We start from the raw sequence: 4,961 nt of genomic DNA on the forward strand, positions 1-4,961 counted from the left end.
GTGACGATCTCTTTTCACGATCCCATCCCTGACTCTACAAACCAGGTCACGATTACTCGCTATGATGAAGAAAATCAGGTGATTGAAGGCACCTGGCAGGGCAGCTTTGCCCGGCGCGACTACGAACGAGATGAGTTTGAACACCTGTACCGTCTCCCGGATACGGTGCATGTCACCGACGGCGAATTCAAACTCTACTATGAGGACTTCCGCGACTGAGCATGTCTACGAAGTGAGCCCCCTACCTCACCGATACGCCGCTACGTACGACAGCACGGCGTAGAAGAGCGGGTAGAGCAGCGACAGAGGCAGCAACCACGGATCGCCCCATGCCGGAATATTGGGATAGGTGGGGAGCATGGCGGCCAAGAGAATAGCCCAAACGACGGCGCCCCACAGCACGGGCCTGCGCCATGGCTGGGGCGTGCGCGTGGGGTAGAGCACCTGGATGGGCACCACCGTGAGAATCGCCAGCATGATGACCAGCCCGGTCATGAGTAGCGGACCGTGCTCGGGGAACGCCGTGACGATGAGTCCGATGTGGTAGGCCACCAGATTCCAGTACGACGGGAAGCCGCGGAAGAAGCCCGTTTCGGTTTGCTTGGCATCGGCATGCGAGAAGCCGAACAGACTGGCCATGAGCGCGGCAGCAATCCAGAGCGTGGTGGGGCCCACGAGCCAGTCCATCTGCCACACCACCACGAGCGGGATGAACGTGAACGTGAGGTAGTCGACCAGGTCGTCGAGCGTGTGGCCCTCGGTGCTTGCGGCGTAGGTGAGCACGTCCCATTCGCGGGCCAGCGAGCCGTCGACCGCGTCGATGATGATGGCCGCGCCCAGGTAGCCGAACACCCAGCGCAGATCGGGCTGACTGCTGAACAGTTCGCCGATGCTGAGCAGCGCCAGCACCACGCCGCTGGCGGTGAGCACATGCACACCGTACGCGCGGAGGCGCCGAGCAACAAGACGTGGGGAGGAATCAGTGGACATCGGCAACAGCCTGCTGGGGCGCAGGCGCGATATAGAGCAACATTACTTCTGCTTGAACACGAGCGTGAGCGGTACGCCGTCGAATCCAAACGACTCGCGCAGCTTGCCTTCGAGGTAGCGTTGGTACGACGCTTTCACGCCGTCGGGGTGGTTGCAGAAGAAGGCAAACACTGGCGGATCGGCGCGCACTTGCGTAGCAAACTTGATCTTGACGTGGTTGCCACGATACGAAGGCGGGTAGTGTGCCTGCACGGCATCTTGCAGCATGTCGTTCAGCGTGCTCGTTTGGATCCGCTTAGCCCGCTCGTCGGCTACCTTCAGCGCCGTGTCCAGCACCTTGTACACGCGCTGCCGCGTGACCGCCGAGGTAAACACAATGGGCACGTGCGACTGCCGATCCAGAATGCGGTGGAAGTACTCCTCGTACCGCTTCGCCGTCTTCGTATCCTTCTCGACCAGATCCCACTTGTTCACGGCGAGGACCATGCCCTTTTTGTGCTTCTCGGCCTGCCGGAAGACGCGCACATCCTGGTTCTCAAGTCCTACGGTCGCATCCACCATTAAGATGCACACATCCGCTTCACGCACGGCCCGTTCGCTACGCAGGGCGCTGTAAAACTCGATGTTCTCTTTCACCTTGGCCTTTTTACGCAGTCCGGCGGTATCAATGAGGGTGAGCTCGCGGCCCTCGTACTCCACCTGCGAGTGGACCGCGTCGCGGGTGGTGCCGCTGACTTCGGTGACGATGGAGCGGTCGAAGCCCAGCAGCGCGTTGATGAACGACGACTTGCCCACGTTGGGGCGTCCGATGACGGCGATGCCCGTGCGCTCATCGAGCGCGGTCTCCTCCGTGTCGGGCAGCTTCTCCAGGAGCGCGTCGAGCAGTTCGCCCGTGCCGATGCCGTTCGAGGCACTGACCGGGTAGATTTCGTCGAAGCCGAGGCCGTACATCTCGTTGGCGGCCCAGCGGCGCTCGTCGTTGTCGGCCTTGTTGGCCACGAGCAGCACCGGCGTATCCGCCCGGCGAAAGCGCTGCGTCATCTCTTCGTCGATGTCGGTGATGCCGGTGGTCACATCCGTTACGAAGAGCACCACGTCCGCATCCGACAGCGCAATATCGACCTGCTCGCGAATGGCGGTTTCGAAGCGCTCGGCGGAGTGCGGCACGTAGCCGCCGGTATCCACGACGGGGATGGTGCGCCCGCCCCACTCTATTTCGCCATACACGCGGTCGCGCGTGACGCCGGGCTGGTCGTCGACGATGGCGCGTTTGCGTCCGGTAAGGCGGTTGAAGAGCGTGGACTTCCCCACGTTGGGGCGTCCGACAATAGCGACAAGCATGAGGAGTGCGCAGTGTAGATTGAAAGCGTGAAGACAGATGGCCTTGAACGAACTGTGGGTGTTGCGTTCCCCATTGGCGGCCACGCAGCGGGGCCGATGCCACACAGGCTTCGCAACGAACGGGTGAACGCGCAAACCTGCACTCGGACGTGCGGTACAGCACTGTCCATTCTACTTTTGCTCATTGTTTTGTCGCTATGCCCGACTCTGCATCCAACTCGCTTGCGCTGCACACCGACCTGTATCAGCTCACCATGCTGCAGGCCTATGAGCGCGAAGGCATGCACGCTCCGGCGGTCTTCTCGCTGTTCTGCCGCCGCCTGCGCGATCGCAATTACCTGCTGGCGTGCGGGCTGGATACGGTGCTGTCGTATCTGGAATCGCTGCGGTTCACCGAGTCCGATCGGGACTACCTGCACTCGCTCGACACCTTCGACGACGATTTTGTCGACGGGCTCGCAGACTTTCGCTTCACCGGCGATGTCTATGCCATGCCCGAAGGCACGCCCGTCTTTCCAGATGAGCCCATCCTGGAGGTGGTTGCGCCCATCGGCGAGGCGCAACTGGTGGAGACCTTTCTGCTGAACCAGATTACGTATCAAACAGGATATGCCTCGAAGGCGGCTCGCGTGAAGCACGCCGCTACGCACGACGGCACCGAACGCCTGGTGGCCGATTTCGGGATGCGCCGCATGCACGGCACCGATGCCCCGCTCAAAGCCGCCCGCTCGGGCTACATTGCCGGGATCGATGCGACTTCGAATGTGGCTGCTGGAAAGGCCTATGGTCTGCCCGTGACGGGCACCATGGCGCACAGCTACATCGAGGCGCACGACACCGAAATGGACGCCTTCACCGCGTTTGCCGACTGCTACCCCGACACGGTGCTGCTGGTGGACACCTACGACACGCTCGATGGGGTGCACCGCGTGGTTGAGATGGCCAAGGCGCGCGGCGATGCCTTTCAGGTGCGCGGCATCCGGCTGGATTCGGGCGATCTGGGCGATCTGGCCCACAAGGCGCGGTCGATCCTTGACGATGCTGGACTGCACGACGTGGATATTCTGGTGAGTGGCGGGCTGGAGGAGCATGCCATTGCCGATCTTGTCGATCAGGGCGCACCCATCGACGGGTTTGGCGTGGGCACCAAGCTGGGCACCATCGCCGATCAGCCGTACCTGGATACGGCGTATAAGCTCAGCGCCTACGATGGCACGCCCCGCATGAAGCTGGCGCCCAACAAGAAGAACCTGGTGGGACGCAAGCAGGTGGTACGTACGTTCGACGATCAGGGCATGGCCACCGGCGATGTCATTGCTCCCGCCGACGATCTGCCCGACACGGGCACGCCGCTCCTCAAGCGCGTCATGCACAACGGCACTCGCACCAACGACGCCCCCTCGCTCGACGCGCTGCGCAGTCGCACGCAGGAGGCCCTTGCTGCACTGCCGCCGCGCCTGCACGCTCTGGAGGAGGCGCCTGCGTACCCCGTTACCATTTCGGGTGCGCTGCAAGATCGCACCGAAGCCACTGCCGAGCGGCTCCGCGCCGAAATGACCACGTAAGCCGCCGCTGCTTCACTTTCTCCCTAAAAATCTCGTCACTGCTATGCCCACTCCACTGCGCTGGGGCCTGCTGGGCACCGGCTCCATTGCCACCCTGTTTGCCGAGGATCTGACGCACTGTCCCGATGCGATCTGCGCTGCCGTGGGGTCGCGGTCGGAGGCGCGCGCGGAGGCGTTTGCCCGCGAGCACGACGTATCACATGCGTTTGGGGACTACGACACGCTCATTCAGTCGGATGCGGTGGATGCCATCTATATTGCGACACCGCATCCGTTTCATGCAGAGCAGGCGCTTCGGTGCATTGATGCGGGCCTGCCGGTGCTGGTGGAGAAGCCTTTTACGATGAATGCTGCTGAAGCCGAAACGGTGCGCCGTGCGGCCCGCCGTGCAGGTGTGTTCGTGATGGAGGCGATGTGGACCGCGTTCATCCCGGCCGTGCAGCGCACCCTGCGGCTCATTGCGGATGGGCGCATTGGCGACGTGAAGACCGTGCGCGCTGACTTGAGTGCCTTGCGGGCGTTTGATGCATCGCATCGGCTCTTTGACCCGGACCTGGGCGGCGGGGTGCTGCTGGACTTGGGCGTGTACGCGGTGTGGTGGGCGCATCAGGTGCTAGGCGAACCTTCCTCGTGTGCAGCCACGGCTATTCGCGGCACGACCGGTGTGGAGGAGAGCGTGACGGCGACGCTGCATTACGAGGACAACCGGCAGGCGGTGCTGACGACCTCCTTTCGGGAGCAGGGCACGCGCCTGGCCCACGCTACCGGTCCCGATGGCACACTGCGCCTGGATGCGCCGTGGTGGCACAGTCCGGCAGTAGCGCTCACGGGGCGGGCGGTGCCGCCGGTGATGGAGGCGCATCCGTTTGACGGGCACGGCTATCATTTCGAGGCCGCGCATGTACAGGAGTGCCTGCGGGCCGGGCACGCAGAGAGTCCGGTGCTCCCGCTGGACGATACGGTTGCGGTGATGCGCACGCTCGACCAGGTGCGCGAGGCGTGTGGACTGCCCGCGTGGGAGGCGCGGGTGTGATGGAGGGCGCCGGGCATGAGAGCGCTTCCACG

The 4,961-nt window shown here is 63.3% G+C and carries 5 protein-coding genes; 3 read left to right on the forward strand and 2 right to left on the reverse strand.

Going from position 1 to position 4,961, the window contains the following annotated elements:
* Nucleotides 1-219, forward strand: a 219-nt coding sequence (locus R6U20_RS02375) for a hypothetical protein (protein ID WP_410336270.1), incomplete at its 5' end; no start/stop codon positions are given.
* Between the two features lie 27 nt (nt 220-246).
* On the opposite strand, the gene R6U20_RS02380 is transcribed toward R6U20_RS02375, so the two are convergent.
* Nucleotides 247-990 carry a CDP-alcohol phosphatidyltransferase family protein gene (locus R6U20_RS02380; protein WP_410336271.1) on the reverse strand — a complete coding sequence of 248 codons (744 nt, stop codon included), beginning with the start codon at nt 988-990 and terminating at the stop codon, nt 247-249.
* A gap of 42 nt (nt 991-1,032) precedes the next feature.
* Nucleotides 1,033-2,331 carry a ribosome biogenesis GTPase Der gene (gene der / locus R6U20_RS02385; protein ID WP_410336272.1) on the reverse strand — a complete coding sequence of 433 codons (1,299 nt, stop codon included), beginning with the start codon at nt 2,329-2,331 and terminating at the stop codon, nt 1,033-1,035.
* Between the two features lie 197 nt (nt 2,332-2,528).
* On the opposite strand from der, the gene R6U20_RS02390 reads away from it, so the two are divergent.
* Together R6U20_RS02390 and R6U20_RS02395 are read left to right on the forward strand one after the other, a co-directional pair.
* A complete protein-coding gene (locus tag R6U20_RS02390) occupies nt 2,529-3,896 on the forward strand; it encodes a nicotinate phosphoribosyltransferase (protein ID WP_410336273.1) in 1,368 nt (455 codons plus the stop codon).
* 43 nt (nt 3,897-3,939) lie between these two features.
* The gene (locus R6U20_RS02395; protein WP_410336274.1) at nt 3,940-4,929 is read left to right on the forward strand and encodes a Gfo/Idh/MocA family protein; all 990 of its coding nucleotides are present in this window, start codon (nt 3,940-3,942) and stop codon (nt 4,927-4,929) included.
* Nucleotides 4,930-4,961: the final 32 nt, after the last annotated feature.

It is taken from the genome of Longimonas sp. (assembly GCF_046498435.1).
In the GTDB taxonomy this organism is placed as follows: Bacteria; Bacteroidota; Rhodothermia; order Rhodothermales; family Salinibacteraceae; genus Longimonas.

What these genes read in the sequence shown, in the direction of transcription:
- R6U20_RS02380 (WP_410336271.1), bottom strand. Translation starts at nt 990, where the DNA reads ATGTCCACTGATTCCTCCCCACGTCTTGTTGCTCGGCGCCTCCGCGCG.
- der (WP_410336272.1), bottom strand. Translation starts at nt 2,331, where the DNA reads ATGCTTGTCGCTATTGTCGGACGCCCCAACGTGGGGAAGTCCACGCTC.
- R6U20_RS02390 (WP_410336273.1), top strand. Translation starts at nt 2,529, where the DNA reads ATGCCCGACTCTGCATCCAACTCGCTTGCGCTGCACACCGACCTGTAT.
- R6U20_RS02395 (WP_410336274.1), top strand. Translation starts at nt 3,940, where the DNA reads ATGCCCACTCCACTGCGCTGGGGCCTGCTGGGCACCGGCTCCATTGCC.